22 protein-coding genes and 2 pseudogenes are annotated in these 26,022 nt (G+C 49.0%); 18 read left to right on the forward strand and 6 right to left on the reverse strand.

Annotated features, from left to right (window positions below; translation table 11 throughout):
- Window positions 1–138: 138 nt before the first annotated feature.
- From IEY46_RS26270 to IEY46_RS26280, 3 genes are all read left to right on the forward strand, one after another.
- The gene (locus IEY46_RS26270) at window positions 139–1,227 is read left to right on the forward strand and encodes a DUF3048 domain-containing protein (RefSeq protein ID WP_188996793.1); all 1,089 of its coding nucleotides are present in this window, start codon (window positions 139–141) and stop codon (window positions 1,225–1,227) included.
- A gap of 415 nt (window positions 1,228–1,642) precedes the next feature.
- On the forward strand, window positions 1,643–2,254 hold the full coding sequence (locus IEY46_RS26275) for a DUF47 domain-containing protein (protein WP_188996795.1): 612 nt from the start codon (window positions 1,643–1,645) through the stop codon (window positions 2,252–2,254).
- 20 nt (window positions 2,255–2,274) lie between these two features.
- Entirely contained in the window at window positions 2,275–3,276 is a 1,002-nt protein-coding gene (locus IEY46_RS26280; protein ID WP_188996797.1) for an inorganic phosphate transporter, read from the forward strand.
- Between the two features lie 88 nt (window positions 3,277–3,364).
- Here the strand turns inward: IEY46_RS26280 and IEY46_RS26285 are convergent, their stop codons facing one another.
- Window positions 3,365–3,886, reverse strand: coding sequence for a hypothetical protein (locus tag IEY46_RS26285; protein ID WP_188996799.1), 522 nt, complete (start codon window positions 3,884–3,886; stop codon window positions 3,365–3,367).
- Between the two features lie 231 nt (window positions 3,887–4,117).
- Between IEY46_RS26285 and IEY46_RS26290 the strand changes: the two genes are divergently transcribed.
- From IEY46_RS26290 to IEY46_RS26335, 9 genes and pseudogenes are all read left to right on the forward strand, one after another.
- Complete coding sequence (locus tag IEY46_RS26290) at window positions 4,118–4,408, forward strand: YerC/YecD family TrpR-related protein (protein ID WP_188996801.1); 291 nt, start codon at window positions 4,118–4,120, stop codon at window positions 4,406–4,408.
- Between the two features lie 5 nt (window positions 4,409–4,413).
- Window positions 4,414–5,364 (forward strand): sirohydrochlorin chelatase, encoded by a 951-nt coding sequence (locus tag IEY46_RS26295; RefSeq protein ID WP_188996803.1) that lies wholly within the window; start codon window positions 4,414–4,416, stop codon window positions 5,362–5,364.
- 119 nt (window positions 5,365–5,483) lie between these two features.
- On the forward strand, window positions 5,484–6,398 hold the full coding sequence (locus tag IEY46_RS26300) for a diacylglycerol kinase (protein WP_188996805.1): 915 nt from the start codon (window positions 5,484–5,486) through the stop codon (window positions 6,396–6,398).
- Between the two features lie 31 nt (window positions 6,399–6,429).
- A complete protein-coding gene (gene rlmD / locus IEY46_RS26305) occupies window positions 6,430–7,851 on the forward strand; it encodes a 23S rRNA (uracil(1939)-C(5))-methyltransferase RlmD (RefSeq protein WP_188996807.1) in 1,422 nt (473 codons plus the stop codon).
- A 127-nt stretch (window positions 7,852–7,978) separates the two neighbouring features.
- Window positions 7,979–8,215, forward strand: a pseudogene (locus IEY46_RS36525) (tRNA-dihydrouridine synthase); the annotation flags it as partial.
- A gap of 149 nt (window positions 8,216–8,364) precedes the next feature.
- Entirely contained in the window at window positions 8,365–8,640 is a 276-nt protein-coding gene (locus IEY46_RS26310) for a hypothetical protein (protein ID WP_229750551.1), read from the forward strand.
- A 227-nt stretch (window positions 8,641–8,867) separates the two neighbouring features.
- The gene (locus IEY46_RS26315) at window positions 8,868–10,049 is read left to right on the forward strand and encodes a DUF4317 domain-containing protein (RefSeq protein ID WP_188996811.1); all 1,182 of its coding nucleotides are present in this window, start codon (window positions 8,868–8,870) and stop codon (window positions 10,047–10,049) included.
- A 307-nt stretch (window positions 10,050–10,356) separates the two neighbouring features.
- Entirely contained in the window at window positions 10,357–10,614 is a 258-nt protein-coding gene (locus IEY46_RS26320) for a hypothetical protein (RefSeq protein ID WP_229750552.1), read from the forward strand.
- A gap of 994 nt (window positions 10,615–11,608) precedes the next feature.
- Window positions 11,609–15,106, forward strand: coding sequence for a discoidin domain-containing protein (locus IEY46_RS26335; protein ID WP_188996819.1), 3,498 nt, complete (start codon window positions 11,609–11,611; stop codon window positions 15,104–15,106).
- A 101-nt stretch (window positions 15,107–15,207) separates the two neighbouring features.
- On the opposite strand, the gene IEY46_RS26340 is transcribed toward IEY46_RS26335, so the two are convergent.
- From IEY46_RS26340 to IEY46_RS26350, 3 genes are all read right to left on the reverse strand, one after another.
- Window positions 15,208–16,263, reverse strand: a complete 1,056-nt coding sequence (locus IEY46_RS26340) for a DegT/DnrJ/EryC1/StrS family aminotransferase (protein WP_188996821.1) — start codon at window positions 16,261–16,263, stop codon at window positions 15,208–15,210.
- 102 nt (window positions 16,264–16,365) lie between these two features.
- Window positions 16,366–17,229: an AraC family transcriptional regulator gene (locus tag IEY46_RS26345; RefSeq protein ID WP_188996823.1), complete on the reverse strand. Its 864-nt coding sequence runs from the start codon at window positions 17,227–17,229 to the stop codon at window positions 16,366–16,368.
- 241 nt (window positions 17,230–17,470) lie between these two features.
- Window positions 17,471–17,782, reverse strand: coding sequence for an S-layer homology domain-containing protein (locus tag IEY46_RS26350; RefSeq protein ID WP_188996825.1), 312 nt, complete (start codon window positions 17,780–17,782; stop codon window positions 17,471–17,473).
- 26 nt (window positions 17,783–17,808) lie between these two features.
- Between IEY46_RS26350 and IEY46_RS26355 the strand changes: the two are divergent.
- Window positions 17,809–18,009, forward strand: a pseudogene (locus IEY46_RS26355) (transposase family protein); the annotation flags it as partial.
- 2 nt (window positions 18,010–18,011) lie between these two features.
- Here IEY46_RS26355 and IEY46_RS37125 read toward each other — a convergent pair.
- Window positions 18,012–18,464, reverse strand: a complete 453-nt coding sequence (locus IEY46_RS37125; protein ID WP_373288897.1) for a hypothetical protein — start codon at window positions 18,462–18,464, stop codon at window positions 18,012–18,014.
- Between the two features lie 260 nt (window positions 18,465–18,724).
- Complete coding sequence (locus tag IEY46_RS26360; protein ID WP_444544057.1) at window positions 18,725–19,099, reverse strand: helix-turn-helix domain-containing protein; 375 nt, start codon at window positions 19,097–19,099, stop codon at window positions 18,725–18,727.
- 309 nt (window positions 19,100–19,408) lie between these two features.
- Here IEY46_RS26360 and IEY46_RS26365 point away from each other — a divergent pair, with 309 nt between their 5' ends.
- The 5 genes from IEY46_RS26365 to IEY46_RS37130 all read left to right on the forward strand — a co-directional run bounded on the left by IEY46_RS26365 (window position 19,409) and on the right by IEY46_RS37130 (window position 25,846).
- The gene (locus IEY46_RS26365; RefSeq protein ID WP_188996827.1) at window positions 19,409–21,694 is read left to right on the forward strand and encodes a helix-turn-helix domain-containing protein; all 2,286 of its coding nucleotides are present in this window, start codon (window positions 19,409–19,411) and stop codon (window positions 21,692–21,694) included.
- A 268-nt stretch (window positions 21,695–21,962) separates the two neighbouring features.
- Complete coding sequence (locus IEY46_RS26370; protein WP_188996829.1) at window positions 21,963–23,576, forward strand: type 2 periplasmic-binding domain-containing protein; 1,614 nt, start codon at window positions 21,963–21,965, stop codon at window positions 23,574–23,576.
- 92 nt (window positions 23,577–23,668) lie between these two features.
- Window positions 23,669–24,568, forward strand: coding sequence for an ABC transporter permease (locus IEY46_RS26375; protein ID WP_188996831.1), 900 nt, complete (start codon window positions 23,669–23,671; stop codon window positions 24,566–24,568).
- 45 nt (window positions 24,569–24,613) lie between these two features.
- The gene (locus IEY46_RS26380) at window positions 24,614–25,504 is read left to right on the forward strand and encodes a carbohydrate ABC transporter permease (protein WP_188996833.1); all 891 of its coding nucleotides are present in this window, start codon (window positions 24,614–24,616) and stop codon (window positions 25,502–25,504) included.
- A gap of 141 nt (window positions 25,505–25,645) precedes the next feature.
- Window positions 25,646–25,846, forward strand: a complete 201-nt coding sequence (locus IEY46_RS37130; protein ID WP_188996835.1) for an S-layer homology domain-containing protein — start codon at window positions 25,646–25,648, stop codon at window positions 25,844–25,846.
- Window positions 25,847–26,022 lie beyond the last annotated feature (176 nt).

Genomic DNA, 26,022 nt, shown 5'->3' on the forward strand with positions numbered 1-26,022 from the left:
TTTTTGTGCCCGGAATGCCCGTCAAAACTTCAAAAGCCGCATGGTAATCTTCGATGAAAGCAAGACAATGCCCCCCTGCTTATGGTTTAATAATGGAATAAGATGAAGCACTCATAACAGGTAAAAGGTGGTTTACGCATGATTGATAAAGGCCGCATCAAACGGGCGGGAGGCATTGTGCTGCTCGCTGTGCTGCTGCTGCTGGTGGGGAGCATCGCCGGCTGCGGCGGAGCCGACAAGCTGGATCCTGAACCGGCGCCGCCCATTGAGGAGAAGACGCTTCCCGACCCGGAGCCTGTTCCCATTCCGGAGCCTGAGCCTGCTCCTGCTTTCACGGCGCCGCTTACAGGTTTGCCGCTAGAGAAGGAAGCGGCTGAACGGCCGATCGCCGTCATGATCAATAATATGGGGCAAGCCCGGCCGCAGTCGGGTCTGCCGCATGCCGATATGGTATGGGAGGTGCTGGCGGAAGGCGGAATAACGCGCCTGGTGGCGATTTTCCAGAGCGATGGCTTCAAGGACCCCATTGGCCCGATCCGCAGCAATCGCCCTTATTTAATTGAAATCGGGGACACGTTCAACGCTATCCTTGCCCATGCCGGAGCGAGTACAGAAGGCTATGATATTTTGCAGCATCAGGGCAAAGCCTACCTCGACGAGATTTCCAATGCGGGGAGCTATTTCTGGCGGGAGAAGTTCCGCAAAGCGCCGCATAACTTGTATTCCAGCATCGAGAAGCTGCGCGCCGGTGCGGCCCGTAAGAAATACAAGGACGTCGTTGCGATCCCGGCTTACCCGTTCTCCGATGTAGGGGCGACAATAGGCGGGATAACAGCGACGAAGGTGGATATTCATTTTCTGCTGAAGAATTACAAGGTGTCTTATGTATTCGATGAGGTGAAGAAGCTGTATTTCCGTTCGATCAATGACAAGCCCCATACCGATTTGACTACAGAAGAACAGCTTGCGGCGGCCAATCTGGCCGTTATCGGGACCAAGCACCGCACGTACGACGATTATGGCAGATTGGAAGTGGACTTGAAGTCCGGCGGTCCGGCAGTGCTGATCCAGCTTGGCCAGGCCGTTGAATGCAGCTGGGTGCGTGCGGATGACGGGGCGATCCGGCTGATGAAGGACGGGCGCGAGCTGCCTTTTGTTCCAGGGAAGACGTTCTACCATATTGTGCCCCTGACACCGTCGTTCGGAGACCATCTGAGCTACAGCTAAAAATGTCCGGGATGTGGAAGAGCAGAAAGGCTGATGCCGGTCTGCTCTTTTGGAATGTAAGAACATATAAGTTTTCATACTAGGCTTATATTTCTAAGGAAAGGAACCTGCTCGCCTGCAGAGGACGGCTTTAGCCGTTTCTTCTTGGCTGGTAATTATAGTCTATCGCCCGTTTGATGCCAGTCGCTCATTTGTTCATTTTTCCCGAAATTTGATTAAAATCAGGCGAAAGAGAAGAGAATAGCGGAAAGAGGAGCAGATAAAAAATTGCTGTATGTGCAAAAAAAATGAAAAAAGTCATAATTCCTTTACAATCCCTTAACAATTACAAGGTATACTGTGATAAGCTATTCACTGTTTCATAGTGGTTACATGAACGACAAGTAAATTATGCTTAAAGGCGAAGGGGATACCGATGTTTAAGAAAAAAGACATTTTTTTTACAACCTTGGAAGCAATGGCGGATACGATTCTCGAAGCTGCTCAATATTTTGAAGAGAATGTTTCGAAGATCAGGGATGTCACCCAGTTCGCGAAAAGTATGAAGGAGTACGAATCCAAATGCGACAGCTATGTTCATACCATTCTGACAGAGCTGAACAAAACCTTCATCACACCCATTGAGCGTGAAGACATCATGTCGCTGACCACGTCACTTGATGACGTTCTGGATGGTATCGAAGCTTCCGCCTCGCGTTTTGAAATGTATAATGTAACCGAGCCTGATGAGTACATTACCCTATTTGCGGATATCTTGCTCCGCTGCGCCCAGCAGATCAAGAAAGCGATCTACCTGCTGTCCGAGAAGAAGCTGCTGGCGATCCGCGAGCCGGCCATCTCTATTAATGAGCTGGAGAATCAGGCCGACGATCTGATGCGGGTATGCATCAAAAGCCTGTTCGCCAACGTCAAGGATCCCATTGAGCTGATCAAGCGCAAGGAAATTTATGAGCGGCTGGAGCAAACGACCGATTGCTGCGAGGATGTTGCCAATACACTCGAAACCATCATCATGCGCAATAGCTAAGGAGTAGGTGACGAGCTTAAATGGATATGATGTACATCTGGGTAGGAGCTGTCATTTTTCTGGCCTTGGCTTTTGATTTTATAAATGGTTTTCACGATACGGCGAACGCTATCGCGACATCCGTATCGACAAGGGCGCTCTCGCCGCGTGTGGCGATTGTGCTCGCGTCCGTCATGAACTTCACGGGCGCGATGTTATTCACCGGCGTAGCCAAAAAAATCGGCAGCGGCATTGCCGATCCCGCCACCCTTGAGAATGGCGTCCAGGTCATTGTCGCCACGCTCATATCCGCGATCATCTGGAATTTGATCACCTGGTGGCTGGGTATTCCGTCTTCCTCCTCGCATGCCCTGGTCGGTTCTTTGGCCGGCGCAGTCGTGAGCGCGGACGGATTTGCCGGAATCAACGGCGGAGGCTTTATCGATATTGTAAAAGCACTCATTTTCTCGCCTTTAATCGCGTTCGCGGGCGGATTTATTGTGATGTGGATTTTGAAGAAGATCTTCGCCAAATCCAGCCCCCATCAGATCAACAAGGGGTTCCGGACCGGGCAGATCATTACGGCCGCGTTCCAGTCGTTCACACATGGGACGAACGACGCGCAGAAAGCGATGGGAATCATGACCTTCGCCCTTGTGGCAGCTGAGCTGCAGGAAGATGTGTCTGTCATTCCGCTATGGGTTAAAATATCCGCAGCAACCGCGATGGCGCTCGGTACTTCCGTAGGCGGATGGAAAATCATCAAGACGATGGGAACGAAAATTTTCAAAATCGAGCCGATCAACGGCTTTGCGGCAGATATTACCTCGGCTACCGTTATTCTGACGGCTACCCTGACGCATATGCCTGTCAGCACGACGCATGTCATCACCTCATCGATTCTCGGTGTCGGCAGCGCGAAGCGTTTCTCCGCTGTCAAGTGGGGCCTCGCAGGCCGGATCGTCATTTCCTGGATCATTACCATTCCGATTACGGTGCTGCTTGCTGCGCTTATCTATCAAATCATGAGGATATTTATGTAGACCCGGGATCGGGGCAAGGCTGGATCTATGGGCAGCAGGGGCTTGAAGCGCCTGCTGCCCATGGTATCCAGCCTTTGCTTTCGTTCCATTACCGCCTGCGTTTCTTGACGGGGCGGCGTTTGCGGCCAGCGGATGAGCCGGGCCGGCGGCCAGTCCCGCGGCGTTTTCTCCGGCGCGGAGGCGCCAGGCCGTCGCCATCTTCGTCAGCGGCTGCCCCTTTCTTGCCGAAGGACCCTGCCAGCACCTTGATAAGCGGGGCCATCTGGGTAATGCTGCCTACAACCTTCTGCATTTTGGTCATGGTGCTGACAATGCCGTCAATGCCGCCCATCCGGTCAACAAAACCTTTCAGATCGCTGAGGCTGCTTGGGAGCGAGAAACCGCCGGCTTTGGCCGGCGCTGCTGCAGAGCCTTCGTTTATTATCTCCGCAGCCGGCGGGACGGGAACCGGCATGGGGTTCTGAAACTGTCCGGGATCAAATGGAACCATAGCATTATTACTGCCGCCGAAGAAGGGATCGGAGATGCCGGGAAAGGGGCTTTGACCTTGTCCTTGCCCTCCGAGTGGCTGCTGAAAGCTTCTGCCGGACGGATCGTAGCGATATTTCACGCTGATCACAACCTTTTCCGTTTTGTTAATAGTCTATGGCATAGGCAAACATAAGGATTGGACGAATGCCCGTTTTTTTCGTAAAAATTCCGCGGATGCGGGTATGCTGCACATAAAAGGTAGGGGACAGCGCTCCTTCTGTCCGGTAATGCGTGAATACGGTAATGCTTGATAAGTAACCTTGAAACCGATACAATGAGAATATTAGTTCGGGTAAGGGGGAGACAACCGATGCAGCTTAAGAAACTTAACGATAAAACGGTCGATCAGCTGTTTGAGGCCGTATTGACGCTCAAGACGGTTGAAGAATGCTACGTGTTTTTCGATGATTTATGTACGGTGAATGAAATTCAATCCTTATCGCAGCGTCTGGAAGTAGCGCGTATGCTGGGCAAGGGTTCCACATATAATCAAATAGAAGCCGAGACCGGCGCCAGTACGGCCACCATTTCGCGTGTGAAGCGTTGTCTGAATTACGGCAATGACGGCTACAAAATGGCGCTGGAGCGCGCAGGACGCTAACCCCGATGAGGCCGGGTGTGCTCGTAATCAGTCACGGTTCCAGGGAAGCGCAGTGGGTACAGCTGGTGGATGATGCCGTGAATTCGGCATCATCCCGGGTGAGATGGCGGCCTGAAGGCATCCAGGGGCGGCAGCAGGCGGAGGGTTCCGGTGCCGCCTGGGAAGCATTATCGCCTGCAAGAGCTGCCGGAGAGAAGCGGCTGGAGCTGTCTGTCGCCCGCGGCGGGCAGGCTGTTCCGGTCATTTCGTCCTTTCTGGAGATTGTGGGTGGACGGCTCATTCAAGATGGCATTGATCAGCTGGAAGCGGAAGGTGTGACGCATATTTACGTCCTTCCGCTCTTTGTTTCGTCCGGCAGTACCCATGTGGATGATATTGCGCAGGCCTTTGGCCTGCCGCCGGTATCCTCCAGGCGTCCGGGCGAACTTGCTCGGTTCCGCTGGAAGGAAGAGACCCGGATCCGGTTCGGACTGCCGATCGACGATGACCCGCAGATTGCCGGGATGCTGCTCGCTAATATCCGCGGGCTGTCGGAAGCCCCGGAGCGGGAGAGGCTGCTGCTCGTGGCGCATGGCTCCCGCGAAGCTGTCTTTCATGGCCGTTGGCGGAGCGGCCTGCAGCAGCTGCTGCAGCGGCTGCTGCAGCTTGGCGGATTTGCCGGCGGAGATACCGCCATGCTGCTGCCGAATCAGGCGGCATGCAGGCTGGGCGCGATGCGGCGGAAGGAGCCGCAGCAGGCAGTGATTGTCGTTCCGCTGTTTCTGAGCGAGGGATATTTCACGCGCACGGTAATCCCATCCAGGCTCGGAGATCTGGCTTACCGGTATAATGGACGCGCGCTGCTGCCAAGTCCCGGAATTGCCGGCTGGATGGAAGAACAGATAAACGGCTGGCTGGCCGGATTCGGGGAGAACGCGCCTGCTGTCCGCGATTCGGATCCGCAGAGATTTGTTTAATCGATAGAAGCACAGATATATGATAGGGGAAGGGTAGCGGGCTAATGTTTCACCTGTAAGCGGAGTGCGCGAAAGATGCGGCTTCATAAAGCGGTTGAAACGTGCCGGAGGTGGCCACAATGTCAATTAAACGGGCAAGATTAATTTACAACCCGACCTCGGGACGAGAAGAAATCAAGCGGCGGCTGCCGGATATTCTGCAGCGGTTGGAGCGGGGCGGAATCGAGACGAGCTGCCATGCGACAGAGAGCGAAGGCGACGCCACGATCGCAGCGGTGGAAGCGGTCGACCGCGGCTTTGATATGATTATTGCGGCGGGCGGAGACGGCACGCTGTATGAGGTGATCAATGGCCTTGCGACCAAGGAAGCCAGACCGCCGCTCGGAATTTTGCCACTCGGCACGACCAATGATTTTGCCCGCGGGCTAGGTATTCCCAAGCAGTGGGAAGCCGCCTGCGATCTGATTACCCAGCAGTACAAGCGCCCGATCGATCTCGGGAAAGCGAATGAGAAGTATTTTATCAATATTGCGGGCGGGGGCTCCTTGACGGAGCTGACCTATGAGGTTCCCAGCAAGCTGAAGACGATGATCGGGCAGCTGGCTTATTATATGAAGGGTCTTGAGAAAATGACCCGTCTGCGTCCTACCGAGCTGATTCTTCAGGCGGATGAGATCGGCGAGATGCATGAGGAAATCATGCTGTTTCTCATCTGCAACAGCAATTCGGTCGGAGGCTTCGAGAAGCTGGCTCCGGATGCGTCGATTGACGACGGACTTCTGGATGTGATCGTGCTGAAGAAATGCAATCTCGGCGAATTTATCCGGATTGCGTCCCTGGCGCTGCGCGGCGAGCATCTGAATGATCCGCATGTGGTCCATTTCCAGACCCGTGCGCTCCAGGTGACGACGCCGGATTACATTCAGCTTAATCTGGATGGCGAATATGGGGGGACGCTGCCCTGCACCTTTAATATACTGCCATCGCATCTGGATATCTTTGTAGATGAGGAAGGCAACACGACCTATAAGTAAAACTTGAGAATAACGGAGCGATAGAAGGCAAATGAATGTGCCAGTCAACAAAAATGATGAAGTCGTCGTCGATATCATCGGCTTGACGCATGAAGGCGAAGGGGTAGGCCGTGCTGACGGCTTTACCCTTTTTATACAGGGGGCGCTTCCCGGCGAGCGTGTGCGCGCCAAAGTGCTGAAGGTAAAGAAGCAGTACGGCTATGCCAAGCTGCAGGAGCTGCTCGCGGTCAGCCCTGACCGCGTGGAAGCGCCGTGCCCGATCTATAAGCAGTGCGGCGGCTGCCAGCTGCAGCACATGGACTACGCCGCCCAGCTGCGCTGGAAGCGGCAGCATGTGGTGGACAATCTGGAGCGGATCGGCAAGCTGCGCGTCGCTGCGGGTGAAGCCGGCGATGGCGGCGTGGTTGTGCATCCTGCTCTGGGGATGGACAACCCCTGGCATTACCGCAACAAGGCGCAGGTGCCGATCGGCATGGTGCCGGAAGCGGGAGGGTCGGGCAAAGGCGGGGATATGCGGCTTGTGGCCGGGTTCTATGCCAGAGGCAGCCATCGTATCATCGATATGGATCAGTGCCTGATCCAGCATTCGGTGAATGATGAGATCGTAGCCCAGGTGAAGGCCATCGGCCGGGAGCTTGGCATTACGGCCTATAACGAGGAGACAGGCCGCGGACTGCTGCGCCATGTGATGGCGCGGGTCGGCGTTGTTTCCGGTGAAGCCATGGTGGTGTTGGTCACAAGCGGACCGCGGATTCCGCAGGTCGAGCGCTGGGTCGAGAGGATCCGCAAGGCTCTTCCGGGTGTGACGAGCATTGTCCAGAACATCAATCCGCGCCGGACGAATGTGATCTTCGGTGACGAGACACGTACCCTGTGGGGGAGCGATGTCATCTATGATGAGCTGGACGGCATCCGCTTTGCCATCTCGGCGCGTTCCTTCTATCAGGTGAACCCTGTGCAGACGGTAGAGCTCTACCGCAAGGCGGTGGAATATGCCGGGCTTACTGGAACGGAGACCGTGATCGACGCGTATTGCGGAATCGGCACGATCTCGCTGTTCCTGGCCCGCCAGGCGGGACGGGTGTACGGGGTGGAGGTCGTCCCGGAGGCGATTGAAGATGCCAAGCGCAATGCGGCGCTGAACGGGGTGGACAACGCCGTGTTCGAAGCGGGCTTGTCCGAGGTGGTTATCCCCCGATGGCGCAAAGAAGGCATAGTGCCTGATGTGATCGTCGTCGATCCGCCGCGCAAAGGCTGCGACGAAGCGCTGCTGGAGACCATTCTGGCCATGAAGCCGGAGCGTGTGGTGTACGTGTCCTGCAATCCGTCTACACTTGCGAGGGATCTGCGCGTACTGGAGGACGGCGGCTACCGGACCGTTGAGGTTCAGCCGGTGGATATGTTTCCGTGGACGGTTCATGTGGAGTGCGTAGCTTGGTTGGAATCAGTATAATGTAAAAAGAACGAATTTCTGATTGGGGAATTCGTTCTTTTTCATAAACAAGATAGAAATTACCTGTATAATTTAATATAAATAATGGTCAGTAAGGTTGGATGTACAAAATTATTAAGCATGATCTAGCGGTGCCGAATACCTTAATCTTTTAAGATTACAGCTTGATCTCCATGATCAGTATTTCCAAGAATCAGAAACCCGTCCATTCAAAGCCCTTCATCGCTTTTTCAAGATTTATGTTAAAGGGTTCAGAGGGGCAAGCGAACTAAGAAATCAATTGATGAGCACGGCGTCTACAGATGAAGTACGTGCGCTTCTGGACGAATTTGCACAGCATATGGATGAGGCTGCAGACAGTTAAGTAAGGTAGCGGAGTAACTCCGTCCCTTAGGGGATGGAGTTTTTTGCGGTGTGTTATGGAGGTATTTGTCCTTATTGGCTGCGGTTGTGTTGTACTGAAGGGCAGATTATTATAATTGTACGATATTCATGATACATGGAGTGATGACCTTGAGATACACCGATTATATCCGCCTGAAAACAGGTAGCAACCAATCTGTAGGAAAGTTTGGCGACGATATCTACGCGTATGAGGTCTTAACGGGGATCGCCGACAGCCCGGAGTACCACCAAATTTCTAAGAAAGAATTCGAATCGTTTGAAACTTGGAGCCAGGAGTACATTACGGATCTTAAAAAGGTATATGAAATCATTAACCGCCCTGTCATCTGCAGCGGTTACCTAGGAAGAGCGGAGTTGAATACTTCCCTGCTTCGGGATATTTAGTCCAGGAATGGACAAGAAATGGCCGATTCGATGGTCTATGAATGTTAATCGGCTTTCTGCGGCCATTATGTTTTGACCAGAAATCATGTTTTATTCGTCTTTACGCCAGTGGATAGGGATATAAAATAGAGAAAAGAAGCAATGACAAGAAACCCTTCTAGCGAAGGGTTTTTGTTTCATTTATACTTATAAAGCCAATTTACTTTCTAGGAGTTGTCTGACGAACTATGAACAAGAAAGAAGTCGCACACATACGCAAGCAGTTTAAGCTGGATAATGAATTGATGAGTATTTACGATATTCTTAACGTGTACATTATGAAGGAAACGAACGAAATTTATCACCGGGAGCGGAATCCCTTTGAGTTAGTGGACCGGGAGAAGCAGGAGCTGTACATGGGCAATTTCAAAAAGCTGCTGACCGGTGAATTGGATCATAAGCTGTTCGAGTTGAAGTTCCAGGAGGAAGCGGAAGACCCTTCGCGGGTCCTGCTTCACCAAGCTCTGGTGACTGGAGATCCGGAGGAGTGGCAGGATCTGATGTTGCTATTGGTGGACAAAATTATGGCGGACACGACGTATGAACGGGATACGGTAATCACGTTCGTACGCGGACAATACTACCGGCCGACCAAGGCGAGGAATGAGGAAGCCGAGGAGACAGGGAAAGACGAAGTGTTCGGACATCCGTTCATTCTATGCAGTGTGAACTCTACGGAGAAGCAGCGGAAGGCCCTCTTGTTCGACTATGTGGAGAGAGAGTTTAAGTACAATATCATTGTAGATCCGATTATCAAGCTCAGTACACCGGAGCAAGGATTCTTTTTTCCCAGTGTGACTGATGGTTATTCGGACGTGAACCGGGTTCTATATTGTACGGGGAAATCGAATGATCCGAATCCACATTTCATCTCTGAGGTTTTGAATGCGGAACGGTCTATGACGGCACTGGAAGAGAGAGAGATCTTTGAAGACATCGTGAAGGAAGTGACGGGTGAACAGCTGGATGCAGCCACGCTCGCACATGTGTACGAGGAGATCCATCAAGTGATTGAATCCCACGAGGATGAGGAAGAACCTCCGAAGCTGGATTATACCGATTTGGAACGCGTGCTGACAGCAAGCGGCGTAGATCATGTGACAAAAGAAGCCGTGGAACGGGCGTTTGAGACCATCGTTGACGATAAGAACTATGAACTGAAGGCGAAAAGTGTTATCCCGAAATTCACGTCAAAATCGATAAAGATCGATACCAAGGTAGCCACGATTACAATCAGTCCACAGGATTTAAGGTATATTAAACAGGTGAGTTTTCAAGGCAAACGCTGCATTATGATTGAGGTTGACGAAGACGCCGTCATCGAGGGCTTTACGCTGAGCACAGAGACGTTACTGGAAAAAGCGGATTGAAGGGAAAACAGCCTTTGAATTGGATTTCGCATACGTCACACCAGTAGCTTAATGAGCACCCCTTACGATGTGGTATTATCCCCTTCAAGTAGACACTCAAAAAACCCTTCATGTTATCATGGAGGTTTGAGTGACAACGTGGAGGGGATATTTTTATGGCTAACAGGGACAAACATTCCAGACGTATACAGAAGAATTCAAATTGAGGACGGTCAGAGCCTATCTGGTCGCCCAGCATGTACGTCATCACGCAGTATCCGCAGGACATGAATGACTTTCCAGCATGTCGCCCAGCAGCGTGTTTCGTTTGCTTAACGCAAATGAACTCCAGCCGCTGTCTTTCGACGAAAAGCCCGGCATCAAGCCATTGTCAATACAGCGGAAGACTTGCCCGGTGCCGGGTGAGCACCCCACGATCAGTCGGGACTCCGAGTATAAAAGAAACGGCACATTAAGTTTGCTGGCCGGCATTGACCTGGTCACAGGAGAAGTAATCGGCTCAATTGAAGAGCGGCACCGTAGCCGTGAGTTCGTTGATTTTCTAAAGAAGTTGGATGCGCATTGAAGCGATAACACGTCATGAACGTTATATCAGGAGCATTCTACTAGCTGTTTTCGCCAAACGAAAATAGCCAATTACTGACGGGCCACATCGTTGCGTTCCGACAACTGCCAAGCGACAATTTCGTTGTTGAATAGATCTTGAATGACGGATAAATAATGGAATTTTGTTCCCTCAGAGATATAGGTAATATCCGTCACCATTTTTTGCTGCGGGGCTGTGGCATGGAATTGACGTTTTAAGCGATTCATAGACAACAGAAGGTGTGTAACTGGACTGCTTCCGCTTCTCTCGAATGATCAATTGGATCAATAGCTCTTTCATGATTCGCCGCACTCCCCATTCTTCCATTTTTTTACCCACACCTTCAGTTGGGAACAGTTACGAATTCCTTCTCGTTCAGCTACCACTTTGTAGCTCAAAGAACCTTCTAAATACGTTGCGTCCAGACTTCATAAGAGTAGCCCAATTCTTTGGGTTTCTGGCAAGCCAGTGAAATCACCCAAGCTTTAGCTTCTGGCGTTACGACAGCGGGTCTGCCAGAGCGTTGTTCATCACCTAAGGCGGCCTCAGGCCCGAGCGCCAGCGCTTTTTCTACACATCGATTGACCTTGGGAACGGTTGTGCCCAAGCTTCAGCAATTTTAGGCACACTTAAGCCATCTGCATACTGAAGAAGCTTGTACAAAGCAGGCTGCGGCAAGCAAAACGCCTCTGTCGTCCTCTGGACAGAGAATGGCGTTATTGTCGGAGACATTTCAGCAAGGTATAGAGATTTCTATACTTTCTAAAATGTCAAAAAACGGCCTATTCCAAATAGGAAATGTCCTAATTTTCAAATCCGAATCGCTATCATTAATTTGTGGAACCGCTTACGTTGGCGGTTCCTGCCACCATCAACCGATCGGCAAAGGAGGAATTATGCACATCAGGCTACGTCATCGATTACCGCGCTGGACGGGAAATTGCAACATTAAGCGAAAAGGAGAGTTGAGCTTATGTACAAAGGGAAAAGAGTTTGGGGCATTTTTCTGGCATTCATAATCGGTCTCGGCACGATGTTCTCGGGAGGATCCGCGGCCCATGCAAACTATGTCGAGGTATGGACAGAGTCGTCATACGTCAATGTCTTCCGCCATACGATCCGAATGCCGGATTCCGGCGCTTCGATCAAGCTCTCAGCCGCCAAGAACGAATACGAAGCGGCGCAAATTCTCATCCGGAGGGATTCGGCGTTCACCGTCAACGGAGTATCGTTCACCAATCTGACAAGCGGCGGGAATACGATCGCTTCCAGCAATCTCAAGTTCCAGTACGTCGAGTACGAGTATTTGAACGCCAACTCCGATCAAATGCTCAATGTCGTCAGGCGAGGCCCGGGCCATTACCCGGAATCTCTGTCGAACAATGCGACGATCGCCGTGGCCGCCAATGCGACACAACCGATCTGGATCAGGGCTTATATTCCCAAGAATGCGGCGGCCGGCGTATATACAGGCACCGCTATCGTGCAGACGTCCCAGGGAAACCATACTGTCGGCATTACGGTCGACGTCAGGAACGTCACGATGCCGGATACCGATGACGGAGCATTCACGAGCGCGCAATGGATGCAGTTCTACGGTCCGGACTCCACCGACGTTATCAATGGGGACAATCTTCAAAACGCTTACGGTTATCCGCGTCTGTCCGCCGATTGGTGGACGCTGATGGATAACTTCGCCGAGAACGCGAAAATCTTCCGGACAAACAGCATTCCGGTCAACTACGTGTATATGCTGCTTGACGGAGGTTCCACCGTCGATGCCAACGGAACCTATACGTTCAATTGGAGCGTATTCGACCAGGTGATCCAGTATTTCATCGATAAAGGCGTGGTCAAGCGGCTGGAAGGCTTTACGACGGGCGTCATCATCGACAGGGACGCGAACGGCAATCCGTATCGGAACTGGATTCTGAATACGCCGAACGATCCCAAGCTCGTTAACTGGATCAATCAGTTTTTCCCGGCCCTGAAGGCTCATCTGGAGAGCAAGACGCTTCCGGACGGCAGAACCTGGGCCGATATCTGGTGGCAGCACGTCCGGGATGAGCCCAGCAGCCAAGCGATCGTCGACGAGTATGTGAACCTCGCGGACAAGGTCAGGGTCCATTGGCCGGATATCAAATTCGGAGATGCCATCAACAGATCTTATCACACGCAATTGGCGGGTTACGTCAGCGTCTGGGTGCCCCAATCCGATCTTTTCGACAACAACCAGGCGTTCTTCGAAGCAAGAAAGGCGGCGCCGTACAACGAGGAAGTATGGACCTATACGTGCGCAGAGCCAAGGGGCATGTACCTGAACCGGACGATCGACCAGCCCGTATGGATGAACAGGGCTATGTCCTGGTATGCCTACAACACGGGGACTACCGGCTACCTGCATTACGGCTACAATCATTGGGATTTGGCGATGAATAACCAGTTTATTAAAGGAGATCTGCATCTCGTCCAGCCTGACGCGCCGAACAAGAAGCTGAAAAATTCGATTCGGCTTGAGGCGCAGCGCGACGGCATCGAGGATTACGAGCTGCTCAAAATACTGGAGCAGACGAATCCGGAGATGGCCAAGGGCATCGCTTCCAGCCTTGTCACGAACGGCACGGTCTACTCCCGGGACATCGGCAAGATGATCCGGATGCGGGAACTGCTGCTGAGCGCGGCGGCTGGAGAACCAATCTTCAGCATCGCGGCAGGCAAGACAGCCACGGCTTCCTCCCAGCAGACGGGAAGCGAAGCTTCCAAAGCGGTGGACGGGAACGCAGCCACCAAGTGGCAGAGCGGCGCGGCGGGCTCGCAGTGGATCAGCGTGGATCTCGGCGCGCAATACCAGATCGACGCCGTCAAGATCAAATGGGGTATGCCTTCTGCGACGAGTTACAAAATCCAAACCTCCTATAACGGCACCAATTGGGCCGATGCGGCGACGATCTCCGGAGGCAACGGAGGGGACGATTTCAGCGCGCTAAACACCAAAGGCCGATACCTGCGGATCAGCGCCACCGCCGGCAGCGGGAGCAGCTACGCCATGTTCAGTCTGGAGGCGGCGGGTCGAGCGCTGCCGAAAGCCAATCTGGCGGGCGGGAAGGCTTATGCGAAATCGGAGGCGCCGTATGCGACATACTCCGACCTGAATAACGGCGAATCGACGGACGGCGTCTTCTCGACGAATTATATGGACTTCCACAACTACGGCTACACCGGAACGAACGACCAGACCAAATCCGTGGACGTCACGGTGGATCTGGGAGCCGTGCAGTGGGTGAACGAAGTGAAGATCCGCAGGCTTGAGGAATCCAATATCCGCTATTCGCCCGATAGCGTGGAAATCTTCACCAGCAAGGACAACGTCAATTTTACGCCCGCTGGTAAGCTCACCTACGCGACCAGCACCGACGGACTATGGTACGAATTTACGTTTCTCGACGCTTCGGCGAAATACGTCAAGGTCAATTTCAAGAAGACGCTCAATACGGCTGCATTCGCGGACTGGATGTTCATAGGCGAAATTGAAGTGTACGGAGCCACCTCGTCGCCGCTGGCGAATCTGGCGCTGGGCAAGACGTACGTCAAATCGGAACAGCCGCTGGTAGCTTACCCGGACACGAACGGCACAGAATCGACCGATGGCATCCTCTCGGGCGATTACGGTGACGGCAAATCCTACGGCTTCTTCGTTCCCGTCGGCACAACCAAGACGGTCACTATCACGATCGACCTGGGAAGCGACAAGACGGTCAATCTGGTCAAGCTCAGACGATTCGAATCGGGGGGGAGCGGATACGGACCTGACAACATCGTAGTGTCCACCAGCACAAACGCGGCTCCGAACACGTTCGTGACCCGGGGCGAAACCTCCTGGTACAACGGATGGTGGTATGACATCTCTTTCTCCAATGACACGGCGCGCTACGTGAAGCTGGCCATTACCAAAACGGGCGTTTCCGGCGCCGACCACTTGTTTCTGGACGAGATCGGCGTATTCGGCACCGAACCTGCCGCATCCAACCTGGCGGCCGGACTGACGTATACCAAGTCGGCGGCTCCGGACGCCGTTTATCCGGACACAGGCAATCTGGAAGCGACAAACGGCGTTCTGGCGGGGATGTATACGGACGGAAAGTCCTTCGGTTACCCGCTGACAAGTGGCCAGATCCGAACCGTCAGCTTCGTCTTCGACCTGGGCTCGGCCAAAATCGTGAATCTGGTGAAGCTGCTGGCTTACAGCGGCTCCGTGCACAACTATAAGCCGGACAGCGTCACGGTAGCGACGAGTTTGGACAATATCGCTTATACGACGAAAGGTATAGTTTCGACCCCCGTCAACAACTGGTTCGCCTCAAGCTTCGCCAACACAAGCGCAAGATATGTCAAATTGACAGTCTCGAAGACTTACGGAACGACTTTTGCCGACTGGCTCTTCCTCGACGAGATGGAGATCTACGGTTTCTAAAGGAGTGTTCTTGCCAAGAAGGCCGCCCCCGTCATCTAAGATGACGGAGGCGGCCTTTTGTCGTACACCGTATGTAAACGGTATGGCGCTATATTTCTTCTTCAGGACGGACTCAGCGCGAAAGCAGCGTTTGCTCGAGCGCCTGAAGTACGATCGATTCGGTACGGATGTCGAATGGGGCGGGCAACCCGAAATAAGGAACGGATTCGACTGGCTCGTAGCCACCTTCCGAAAGCTGCTCGGCCGTCGTCACATAGCCAATCATTCCGTTGGTGTAAGCGACCGGCAGAGTTGCGCCTCCCGATAATTCCTTGACGAACAGCCCGTAACGGACGACCATTTCGCCGTTCATTAAGAGCAGCGAAAGTCCCTCTCCGAGGATGAGCAGAGTCATATCGAAAGTAGCCGTGGGCTCCAGCGGCTCCGGCCGCTGAAGCAGATAATCGGCCGTTAGGAATGCGTCCTACATTGCAAATAGACCAGGCTTTCTCATACAGCTCTTGATTGTCGGTGAGAATTACGCCGCCTTCCCAGCAATTCAGGTTTTTGCTCGACTGAAGACTGAAGGTGGCGATGTCTCCAAGCGTGCCTACCCTTTTGCCGTCCCATTTTGCGCCTACGGCTTGCGCCGCGTCTTCGATCAGAAACAGGTTGTGTCTTCGGGCGATTTCGGAAAGCCTCCGCATATCTGCCGGCGCTCCCCCGATATGAACGGCGATAATGGCTTTCGTTTTGTCGTTGATTAGCTTTTCCACTTTGTCGGGATCGATCGCCAGCGTATCAGGATCGATATCGGCGAATCTCGGGATTACCCCATATGCCAAGGCCGCCGAAGCTGTGGCGATGAAAGTATAGGGAGGAACGATGACCTCGTCGCCGGATTTAATTCCGAGCGCCTGCAGCGCTACGGTAATCGCGACCGTGCCGTTCACGACGCTTGCGGCATATTTAGCGTCGTGCAGGTCGGCGAACCGCCGCTCCATCTCCAACAGCTTGGGCGAGTAGGACGCGGAGAATGCCTCTCCGGCGCCGCCCCACTTGCCGGATTCAAGCACCTCCCGCAACAGACGCATCTCAAGTTCGCCGTACTCCGGCCATTGGGCAAATGTCAATTCCCTCTCCGCCCAATCGGCGCTTCCGGCCTTACTTTCCTTCATCGAGGCAAACCTCTCTTCCTGCATGTAATTGTCGTTACATGAGTCATTTTAATACGCGGAAGGAGGGCGAATATGTCATATATCGATATTCATATATCAAATCTACTGGCCGAGCCGATTGGAGGAACGGAACTGCTTCGGCGTTACCCCTTTAAGTTGTTTAAACACGCGAGAGAAGCTGCGATAGGATTCAAACCCGACGTTCGCGACAACATCGGTAATGGGCATGCGGCTGGACGCCAGAAGATGGCATGCGCTCTGGACGCGCAGTTTGTGCAGGTAATCAAGGAAGCTCTGGCCGAGATGCTCCTTAAACAAACGACAAATATAGGGCACGCTTAGCACCAAATGAATGGAGATGTCTTCGAGGGAAATACGCTCGGCATAATTGGAGTGGATGTACTGAAGAATTTTCCGGACATGGAGACTGGTCGCCGCTAAGTGCCCGGGAGCGGCGAGTCTCAGGCTGCGGACGTACAGAAGCAAGGCCTCGATCAGCTTGGCGCGAACGAAGCTGCTTCTGCCGGGCAAGCGCGTGTGATTCTCGGCGATGATATCGTCGAAGATCCCGCGAAGCTTGAGCGTCTGATCTTCCGTGAGATCGCTGAAGGAGGAGTACGACTCGCCGGAGCCGAGCAGCAGGCGCACCAGCTCGGAATCGATCTCAGAATCATATAGCATGTTCATGTCGAACATGCAGCAGTAGATCTTCATCTGCCCGCCAGGCAAATTACGGAGTTCATGGAGATGATGGGGGAGCAGAAAGGATACGGTTCCGGGCTTCAGTTCGTGGGAGACACCGTTCAGCACCTCGCTGCCGTGACCTTCGACGACCAGCGCAAGCTCGGCGAAGTCGTGATGATGCAGTAAATGGAGGGTGCTAATCGAATGAACGGACAAGTAAAACGGTATATCGCCTCTCTCATAGCGGTGCGACACGTCCTGGTACTCGGGGAAAACGGACATCGGTCTGCTCCTTTACGGTTTTATGATCCGGCGTATTCTCAATTTAGCATAGAACCGACCATTGCGAAATCGTTACCAAGCTAATTATTTGACTAATATGCCCCGAGCAGCGCCTCGGAGCCAACTCGCAGTAGCGCATCCGAAAGTCCTGCGCCAACGAAGCAGCCGCAGTTCGAGAACATGACGCTGAACGTCGCGGCTTTCGACGGCGGCTTCGGTACGGCCTATTGGGAAGAGGTCGTCAAGAAATTCGAGGCGCTGATGGGGCGCTTGGCCGGAAGCTGTCATCCTGATAGCCAACAACGATATTCGATGCAACGGCTGCGGTGACGGCTTCGTGCGCCCATTTGCCAATCTTGTCAAGATCGGAGAACTTCAGGGAATCCCCTGTGCTCTTCAGTTGGAATGCTTTAACCAGCATGTTGATAAATTCGGCGCGTGTAACCGGATTATTCGGTTTAAACGTCCCATCTGTATAGCCATTGATGATCCCAAGCAAGTTGGCAGCATGCAGGACGGCGTTCTCCGCCCAATGTCCGGTAATATCCGGCATGGATGGCACTGCCGTGCTTGGTTTACATGGAGGTTGAGGCTCAGACTTTAGCTGCCCAAGTTCAGGATTCATACTGCCAATATTATGGTAGACCAGCTAACGAACCTGAATTGTTGTTTCGGCTATTGTTTATTCAGATTCTATATAATCTCTCCGACGAGCGTGTCATTCTAGATACACAGGTAAATCTTGCGTACAAATGGTTTGTAGGCTTGAACCCGGGAGACGACTAGTGGAACAAAGAAATTACGCCGGAAATAGCCCATCTTGTTCTCGACGTTCCCATTTTCGTAACCCGCATAGGGGTTGCAGAAAGTAACTTCAAAGCCATGATGCGCCTTGAAGCGCAGGAATAATTCTGCCATGCGTTCTCGCTCACCCGCCGACCCACGCCGCTCGCGTTGTCGAAGACGAGCCGGCTGGGTACACCGCCGATCCTTTGAAAGATGTCCTGCAAACCATGTGTCACACATTCCGCGGTCTCTCCGCCGAAGAGCTGCGTGTACCCCGCATTGCTGTAGGGAAAGGTGATGCACAAATACTTGTACATCGTCTTCTCGCCATTGCCATCGTAGAAGTCCGCTTCTCCAAAGTCGACTTGCGCTTCGCCTGGCGGCCATTCCAACTCCAACGTACCTTCTTGATGGTGGTAGTCCCGGAGGCTTTTCACATAGCGTTGCACGAGTGGGTAGCTCTACACTACACACCCAGAGTGGTCGGGCAAAGAGATCGTCGTTCGGATCGCGGCTATACGGTCGAACCGCGTGCACCAAACGGCGAGGCGATCAGTATCCACCACCGGAAGTTTGGCAGTCAGCGCACGGACAGTGTAGATGTGCGAACCACACTAAGTCGTTTGTTGCGCAATTCCGTTACTATGTATACAATTTTATCAACAAATGGTATATATATTATGAGTAAAATTATAAGAAAGCGAGGCGGTCAAGTGAAAAAAGGTAATATGCTAATTTTACGCCGGAATATCGGCCTGTAACAGAATTTCTTAAAGGCCGAAGAAGCAGATATATGATGAATTTCATGGAAAAGGCGTATTTTATTTAGAGTGTTGCAGATCTTCTGCACGGTGACTTCAAACAGAGCGAAATAAGAAAAATGAAAGCGTGTACAAAGTATTAGCCATCGGTCCAGCTGCAAAGTGGCGGCCATACCCGTAGTATATTTGTCAAAGTTATGATCATATCCCTTGGTACCGATATCACAAGCCAATGAATGGCAAATCTTAACAAGAACCTCCATCGAAACCAATTCGTTGTTCGAGAGCCTCGTCAAGGTATTGGGACTGATTCCCTCCGTAATTCTGTTCTCTTCATTCCTTTATCGTTCAACAACTTGAAAAGCTTGTTGTAACATCCATCCATCCATCCATTAAACACCCTCTAATCCATACTTAAGAGCCTAGAAGTTACAGAATACCATATGCTATAGATTCTTAATAGTTATGTAAGTACAGGATATCATTGAGGTTACTTTTCCAAAGAGCATGGAAGTAAACCATGAATGGAATGAAATCCTGCAAGGTACATCACCAATATAGGATGTAGTGTATCTTGTGGCCTATTTGCTGAGCATCCAATTAGCTTAAGAGGTGAGGTGTAGAATATAAATATGGACAAAGAGTACCGGGCTAATAGGAATGAAACGTTCCTTAAGGATTTATTCTCATACTTCTTAATTATCTTTATAAGTATCATAATTAGTACTGCTGCTTATTTTATTTCTGTGCAGATCATCCAGGATGAGATAGATAAAGCACACTATAATTCATTAAATCAAGTTAAGCGAATTGTGGATGACAGACTAAGCGAAGTCAGCAAACTTTTTCTTCAGATGGGTTTGGATCAAAGAATCCAGATAGCCATGAATTATGGAGCCAGCCTTAAGCCCGGCGAAATCTTCAACTTGGCACAGATACAAAAGGATTTACTAAAATATAAACTAACAAATCCCATAATAAAAGAGATATATATTTATTTTAGCAATAACGAAATAATATTATACGATAATGGGAAAATTCCATTGGATGCACTGGATAAAGCTCAATTGTCCAGTAATCCTATTTTAACCAGACAATGGTTGGGAGGAAAGGAAGCTGGGTTTATACCCTATAAGGATAATAACTTACAAAATGAAATTGTTTTTATGGAGTCTCTGCCCAGTCCCAGAAAAAAGAGTATGTCAGGAAAATTAATTGTTGTTTTCGATGAGAAGATAATCAATCCTTTGATCGAGGGATTAAAATGGATTGATGAAAATGAAATTTTGATTGTTGATAAATATAATAGAGCTTTTCTGTTTGGAGAAAAATACGACTCTTTTGGTTTAATACGTGAGGAAAACTTCGATAATCTTACATCGACTAATAATAAAGAATACGTCACTTCACATGTCTCATCAAATATTACCAAATGGAAATATATATCGGTTATACCACGGCATATATATTTCGGAAGGGTACAACAAGTAAAGAGTGTAATATATGTATCCCTGTTTTTGTGTTTGCTATTTGGAGGCGTTGTTGCCTATTTCTTTGCGTATAGAAATTATAAACCAATGAATAAATTAATCCAATTTATCAGGAGTGATATAAAGCATTCTTATACTAGAGAAGAAAACGAATATGATTTTATAAAAAATGTTTTGGAAAAAGTATTCAAAGAAAAAGAAGTGATTAATGTACAAATCTCAAAACAGCGGGACAAGTTAAGAAACCAGTTTATGACTAAGATGGTTAAGGGGAAGCTTCACTTTGACGGGGTTGAGGAAATGCTTGTATTATATGACATTCAGATCTCCAATGATAACTTTTATGTGGTAATGGTATTTTTTGATATCAGTAATCTTTTATTTGAAAATGGTGAAGATGATGATATGGACAACTTGGATATGGCTAATTTTATTGTGCAAAATATTGCGGAAGAATTAGTAAACGAAAAATTTCGAGGTTTTTATCTACAAGATGATGACTACAGTATTTGTTTGGTTGATATTGGGAAAGAAGATTTACATGGTTCGGAAAGAGATATAAAAGCCATTGTACAACAGATTAAAAAATTCACTCAGGAGAAGTTCGGAATTTCCCTTTCTGTTGCTATTAGTCAATATGAAAAAGGTTTTTCTGGCATATCCCAAGCTTATAAAGAAGCTGTAGAGGTTATGGAATATCATATTTTGATGGGCCGAAGTGAAGTTTTATCGTATAGTGATTTGCAGCGATATAATAATACGATTCATCATAATCATTTACTTCATGATGAGCATCAGTTTATCAACTTTGTTTTAGTTATGGATTACGATAACGCTAAAAGGGTATTTAATACCATCATACAGGAATGGTTCATTAATGATATGCCTTCATTACAACTAGCCAAATGCAGAATGTATAGCCTTATTAATTCTCTTATAATTGCCCTGAAAGAACTGAAGAAATCGTATGGGGAAGAGTTTATTGAGAATGTTCAGCTTATCGATAGTTTACTACAATGTGAATCTTTAAGTGAGTTGAAACATGAAATCGTTGAAATGATGGAGCGAATCGAGCTGTATTTTAAGAGGGATGATCCTTATAAGAGGGAAGAAATTCATAAAAAGGTTATGTCTTATATCAAAGAGCATTATAGTGTGCAGGAGCTTAATGTTTCCAAGATTGCTGATGAATTTCAAATAGACGTACCCTATTTATCAAAGTCTTTTAAGAAAGGAACTGGAATTGGACCTTTAAAGTTTTTACAGATGATAAGAATTGATAAGGCTAAGGAGTTATTGGTAAATACGAATACGAACATAGGGGATATTTCTACAGAGGTAGGATATATAAGTACGGTAAGTTTTACAAGAGTATTTAAACAATATGAAGGTATTACACCAGGAGCATATAGGAATATCATGAAGTAATAGAGATAATCTCAATGCTTGTGCAGAGGACAAAAATTGTATGTTAGCAAGAAATGAATCTTTCTTTTGAGGACATTTGTCACTATAAATGTAAATTGGATATATAGAGAGCATTACAAATAATGAAAACCCGTAAAAAGTGTTTGTTTACCGTTTTATAAAATGAATCGTATAGTTTGATTAAAGGCGCGCTTCAACGTTTTAAAAGTGGTTCGAGAGTTCGGTTTGAAAGCGGTTCCAAATTAATATTCTTAAAGGAGGAAGAAGAATGTACAAACGTGTACTTGGTATTGTATTGACAATTGCCCTTTTAATATCAGTGGCAGCATGTTCAAGCTCTGCCCCTACCACCGAGGAACCTAAGGATACTACGAACCAAGAACCCAAGGATAATACGAAACAAGAACCCATCAAGGTTAGAGTGGGACTTCCTGAGATTGTAAACGCTAAGTTCGCACAAGGCGAGGATTACTCCAATAATCTATGGACCAAATTGTTCAAGGAGAAAATCAATGTTGATGTGGTAGTGGATTGGATAACGACTGAGTACGACACAAAGCTCAACCTTGCGATTGCATCCGGCGAATTGCCAGATATGTTCACGGTAAATATAGTACAACTCAACCAGCTTATGGAAGCTGATATGCTTGAGGATTTAACGAGTTCTTACGAGAAATATGCCTCACCATCTCTTATAAAGATGATTGAACCAAACCGGGACATCGTTGAAACTGCCATGCGTGATGGTAAGCTATTGGCTATACCCAGACTACACTATGGTGATGAAACTTCCACTTCGTTCCTATGGGCAAGAAAAGACTGGTTAGAGGGAAACGGCATTAAAGAAGTCAAAACTATTGAGGATTTTGAGAAAATGATGGAGGCGTTTAAAACGAACAATGGCGCTAAATTTGGTACCATGCTCGATAAAACCCTCAGTGCATTCTTCGAAATGGCTAGTTCATTCCACGCTTATCCCAAGATCTGGGTGGATGGCCCCGACGGTAAAATCGTCCATGGTGCAACCTTGCCCGAGACTAAAAATGCTCTTGCCAAATGGGCTGAATGGTATAAAAAAGGCTATATCAAGAAGGACTTTGCCACAATGGACAGCGCTGCCATGCTGCGGGATGCATATAATGGAGAAGTCGGGACATATGCACAGCAAAACTGGGCTGGCTGGCAAGTTGGTGCAGACATGGTTAAGAATAAAGGAGAAGGCACCTACTTTGTGTCCATGAACCTGCCCAGTGTAGATGAGAATAAAATCCTTTATCCAAGACAATTCAGCAACAGCGTATACAGTGTTGTCCGTAAGGGCTATAAACACCCAGAGGTGCTTGTCGAGCTGATAAACACATACATTGATGTTCTGAATGACTCCATTGGCAATAAAACCATGACCCTTGAGGAAGTCCTGCCCTTTAACACCAATGACATGCACCATATCACCGGTCCGTTCAAGGTTGAGTTCGCCCATTATCAAGATATCAAGGATGTATCTTCTTCGGTCATTACAGGTAATGAGCATCTTGGATCAGGAAATGCGGTGTTGTTCTACAACGAAATCATGAAGTGGAAGAATGAGGGTGATTTGGTTGGTTTAGGCCGTTATCTTCAGATGGGTCATGAAACAGCATCTCTCGTCCTAGGAATCTCTCATGTTGACAATGAACAGATCAACAAAACCAAGGTATGGGGTGCAATGCCACAGGCCATGCTTGATTACGGTACCACACTCGATGACCTGCTGACTGAGGGTTATACAAAAATTATCATGGGTCTTGCAGATATCAGCTATTACGACACCTTGATTGAAGCTTGGAGACACGCTGGCGGTGACGAAGTAACGGCAGCCGTCAACAAGATGTACGGAAAATAATGAAATAATTAAACTGTCAGAGATCTCCTTGCGTCATATGAAGCAAGGAGATCTCTGACAATGTAAAGTCCGTATTCTAGGAGGATTCAGCGATGAAATCATTACTGTTTACGTTACGTAAGCAATGGCAATTTCATGTTTTGTTAATCCCCGCAGTTGTCGTGATATTTATATTCAATTACATCCCTCTATATGGACTTGTCATTGCATTTCAAAGATACAATCCGTCCATGGGCTTTAAGTCTCCTTGGGTCGGTCTCGACAATTTTATACGTGTGTTTAGCCAGCCCAACTTTGTACAGACAATTTGGAACACTTTATTCATAGCAGGGTTCCAAATTATAGGTGGTATTATTGTGCCTGTTGTGTTTTCACTCCTGCTCAACGAGGTGCGTAAAGTTTCGGCAAAGCGTGTTTTTCAAACCGTTATCTATTTGCCTTATTTTTTGTCTTGGGTTATCCTGGCAGGCGTTATGATTGATATTCTAAGTCGAGGGGGGATCATGAATACGTTCCTGTCTTTATTTGACATAGGGCCTATTTCATTTTTAGGTGACCCGAAAACATTTCGATGGACGATGATTGTCTCAGAGATATGGAAAAGCTTTGGTTTCGGAACTGTTATTTTTCTGGCAGCGCTGACCAGTATAGACCCCGGTCTGTATGAATCAGCTATCGTGGACGGGGCAAAACGATGGAAGCAGACATGGTACATCACCATTCCTTCGATCATGCCCATAATTGTTCTGATGACCATTCTATCACTGGGAAACGTATTGAACGCTGGTTTTGATCAGATTTACAACCTATACTCACCGATCGTTTATTCTACTGGCGATATCATTGACACCTATGTGTACCGTTTGGGTATCCAGCAGGCTCAGTATTCAGTCGGTACGGCGGTTGGAATGTTCAAGGCCTTGATTGCAGCCTTTATGATTTTGATGTCCTATTATCTTGCTGACAGGTTTGCCGGTTACAGGGTATTATAGTTGTTTGTCTATTCATAGGATTTTGAAAATGGAGGGATTTAAGTCATGGTGTATTTTCGATCACCGGCTCGTACAGCTTTTGTTGTGTTTAATACGATCTTTTTATCTCTTACAGCTATTGCATGTATTATACCTTTCATTCATCTTTTGGCCATATCATTCAGTGGATCTTCCGCTGTTGCAGCTGGCAGGGTTGTTTTCTGGCCTGTTGAATTTACGACCGTATCGTATGAATTCGCCTTCCGGGGTGGTAAGTTTTTACCAGCTTTGTGGGTAAGCATTTGGCGGGTGTTGCTTGGTGTGATCGTAAACCTTGTGCTGATTGTTATAACCGCCTATCCTCTCTCAAAGAATAAGGACAAGGTTTTCGGACGCAATATATATATGATGTACTTTGTCGTAACAATAATTATAAATGGGGGCTTGATCCCTACATATATAGTAGTCACAAAACTTGGGCTTTTGAATAGTATATGGGCGTTGGTTCTGCCTGGAGCGCTGCCAATATTCAGCATGATCATAATGATGAACTTTATGAGAGGCCTGCCGGAAGAAATAGAGCAGGCTGCGATGATCGATGGTGCCGGAGTGTTTGCTACCTTGTTCCGTGTTATGCTGCCACTGTTGACTCCAGCGCTTGCGACAGTAGGTCTGTTTTCAGTCGTTAATCACTGGAACGATTGGTTTAGTGGATTGATTTACATGCAAGACAGCAAAAATTATCCTTTGCAGACTTATTTGCATACGCTGATCATTAATTTTGAAGAAGTCATACGTATGGCTCAGGGCGACACTGCTAAGATTCTTGCTTACATGAATGTCCGCACAGGCCGGGCGGCTCAGTTGTTCCTTGCAACAATACCTATCTTGATGGTTTACCCATTCATCCAGAAATATTTCACTACAGGATTAGTCCTTGGAAGTGTTAAGGGCTAAATTGTGTAAACTGGTACTAGTGATACAAAGATTTACGGACAATGATATGGTATTAGAGAATGGGACTGTATCGGATATAGTTACCGTGACCTCGGCGACGTATCAGGCTACCGTAAGCCGTGGGATATTGAACAAGGGCAAATGACTTTCTTTGCTGATGATGCCGATATTCCGAACGGGGCAAAAGGATACATCTATACCGCTGCTCACCGAGGGTTGTTGAACGGACGTCAAGGGAATCAATTTAGCCCATCTCAGCCAGCAACAAGGGCAGAAGCCGCTACGACACTATTGCGACTGTGGCATGTTATTGACGATATTCCAAGCAAATCAAGGGATTAGTAATCGCCAATGCAAACGATAAGGTGTTGATTCAGGCCGATCCGGCACGTCATTCTTTATGGCGGAACGGATCGGTCTTTTTTGTCCTTATCCTGCTTGAGTATGCTCTAAGCCAGCCTTCATCGTTCGGAAACACTTCACACACTATCGCAACAAGATAGCATGTCGAAAGACGA

The sequence above is a fragment of the Paenibacillus nasutitermitis genome, assembly GCF_014641075.1.
GTDB lineage: Bacteria > Bacillota > Bacilli > Paenibacillales > Paenibacillaceae > Paenibacillus_Z > Paenibacillus_Z nasutitermitis.